At 59.4% G+C, this 2,618-nt stretch carries 1 protein-coding gene and 1 pseudogene; both read left to right on the forward strand.

Annotation, left to right across the window (positions count from 1 at the left end; genetic code table 11):
• Nucleotides 1-357 precede the first annotated feature (357 nt).
• Complete coding sequence (locus RHODMAR_RS26660) at nt 358-2,301, forward strand: type I restriction-modification system subunit M (protein ID WP_051048301.1); 1,944 nt, start codon at nt 358-360, stop codon at nt 2,299-2,301.
• Nucleotides 2,294-2,618, forward strand: a pseudogene (locus RHODMAR_RS26665) (restriction endonuclease subunit S); the annotation flags it as partial. The gene RHODMAR_RS26660 and the pseudogene RHODMAR_RS26665, both read left to right, overlap by 8 nt.

Below are 2,618 nucleotides of genomic sequence, written 5' to 3' on the forward strand. Positions count from 1 at the left end.
TGTCATCTACGTGTCACATCGATGCCTCCTAGGCCCAAGTACGAAACTCGGCTACGCGACGAGTCCTCGCTTTAAGCCCCTGTCGCGACACCCGCCCGACCAGAAAAATCTCAGGGGCAGCAACCACCGCGCGGTACCCGCCCGATGTCCCCCAATGCGAGGCTCCGAGCGCACGTATCACCGAACTCGTCCCGTAGGTTCGCATATGCATTCCTCCGCGCCCGTCGATACGATGGCGACCCCTTCGTGCTGCTCGTCGTGGACCTACTGCGCAACCTTCGCTGAAGCAATACAAGGTGCTGATGTAACGTCCGCGATACATTCTTATTGGGACCGGGACCGATCGAGGGCAACGCATTGACTGAGGCAGCGAACAGCAGGACCACCGCACGCATCGTGTGGGACACGGCTGACAAGTACCTGCGGAACATCGTCGACGAGGAGGACTACGGCGACTACATCCTCCCGTTCACTGTGCTTCGTCGACTGGAATGCATGCTTGCCGACTCGAAGGAGGAGGTGACAGCGTTTGTCGCTTCGCTCGCAGGCATGCCGCCGCATCTCATTGACATCGCGGTGAAGGACAAGTTCCGGTTGAGCTTCTACAACGTCTCGCCGCTCGACCTCGTCACGATTGCGTCGGTTGACGACAACGTGGACAAGTCGCTGCAGAGCTACATCGACGGATTCTCGAACAACATCGCCGACATCTGGACTTCTTTTGACTTCAACCGTCGCGTAAAGGTGCTCGCTGACGCCAACCGCCTTCTGGCCGTGGTGAAGCACTTCTCGAAGCTCGACCTGTCACCAGGCCAACTTGCCAACACGGCCATGGGCGATGTCTTCGAGGACGTGATGTACCGGGCCTTCAACAAGAAGGGGAAGGCCGCAGGTAACTTTTACACGCCGCGCGACGCGATCAAGCTCATGGTTGACATTCTGATCACCAACGATGACGACGGTCTGGCGGGTGAGAGCGCGCTGCGCTCCATCTACGACCCGACCGCCGGCTCCGGCGGGATGCTGCTCGTCGCGCAGGACGCGCTCAAGCGGATGAACGAGAAGATCGACGTCACGTTGTATGGGCAGGAGCTAATGGCGTCTGCGTTTGCCCTCGGCAAGGCCGACCTGCTTATTCAGGGTGGCCGACCGGATGCGATCAAGCGGGGTGACACCCTTGTCGAGGACTTATACGGGGATCAGACCTTCGACTACGTGCTCTCCAATCCTCCGTTCGGCATGGACTGGGAGGCAGTCGAGAAGGAGGTCAGGAAGCAGGCCGAAGTTGACGGATCGCGCTTCAGCCACGGTCTTCCTGGTGCCAGTGACGGTCAGATGTTGTTCCTCGCTCACTGCGCGTCGAAGCTCAGTCCCGCAGCCAAGAACGGTCAGGGTGGCCGCGCCGCTGTTGTCTCGAACCAATCGCCGCTGTTCAACAGCGACAACGGGCCGAATTCGATCCGCCAGTGGCTCCTGGAGGACGACCTGATCGACACGATTATCGCTTTGCCCACCAACATGTTTTACGGCACCGGCATCGCAACATATGTCTGGGTCCTCGACACCAATAAGGATCCCGACCGTAAGGGCAAGATCCAGCTCATCGACGGTTCCGGCCAGTGGGACTCGCTACGGAAGCCGATGGGTGAGAAGCGTCGCGAAATGGGGAAGGCTCATCGGGATAGCCTGGTGGAGGCTTACAAAGCATTCGAGCAGGCTGACCCCGCGATATCTCGCGTATTGACACCGAAAGACTTCATGTTCCGGGACGTGCCTGTGTACAAGCAGGCACGCTTCGGCACTCATTTCGACGACGCAGTTGCTGAGTCGTTGCGTGGCCTCCGCGACTTCACCGACGGTCATGACGCAATCCTGCGTTCACTTCACGGCACGCCTTGGAACGAACTCCCGACCGCGCTCCCCCTCGCCGCAAAATCGGCTGGATTGAAGGCCACAGCGGGCTTCATAGACGCTGCGATGAAGGCAATGGCGGTGCAGGATGACTCCGCCCCGCTCGCCGTCGATCGCAAAGGCAACCCCGTCATCGTCCCGGGCTGGAAGATCACTGAACGTGTGCCTTTAAGTGAAGATCTGGACGAGCACATGGCGCGTGAGGTGCTGCCGTACGAACCGGGTGCTCGATGGGACGAGGGCAAGGCTAGGTACGGAACCGACATCCCCTTCACTCGGATCTTCTACGTGCCAGAGCAGCCGAGGCCGTTGGCAGAGATCGACGCGGACGTGGAGGAGCTCATGACAGAACTGAGTCGGATGTTCCTAGAGGTGCGGTCGGATGACTGACACACCCACCATCGGTCTGCAATACCTCGTCAGGCTTCGAAGCGGTCAAGATTATAAGCACGTTGCTGACGACGCAGGTGAGATCCCGGTAATCGGTTCTGGTGGGCCGTTCGCGGCAGCCTCCGCACATCTTTACGACGGCGAGTCGGTCCTGTTTGGTCGGAAAGGAACGATCGATCGCCCTCTGCACGTAAACGGCAAGTTCTGGACCGTTGACACGATGTTCTATACAGAACTGAGCCCCGCCGTTTTCGGGCGGTGGCTTTATTACTGGGCGACTACTATCCCGTTCAGTCTGTACTCGACGGACACCGCGC

The organism is Rhodococcus sp. AW25M09 (assembly GCF_000333955.1).
Classification (GTDB): Bacteria; Actinomycetota; Actinomycetes; order Mycobacteriales; family Mycobacteriaceae; genus Rhodococcoides.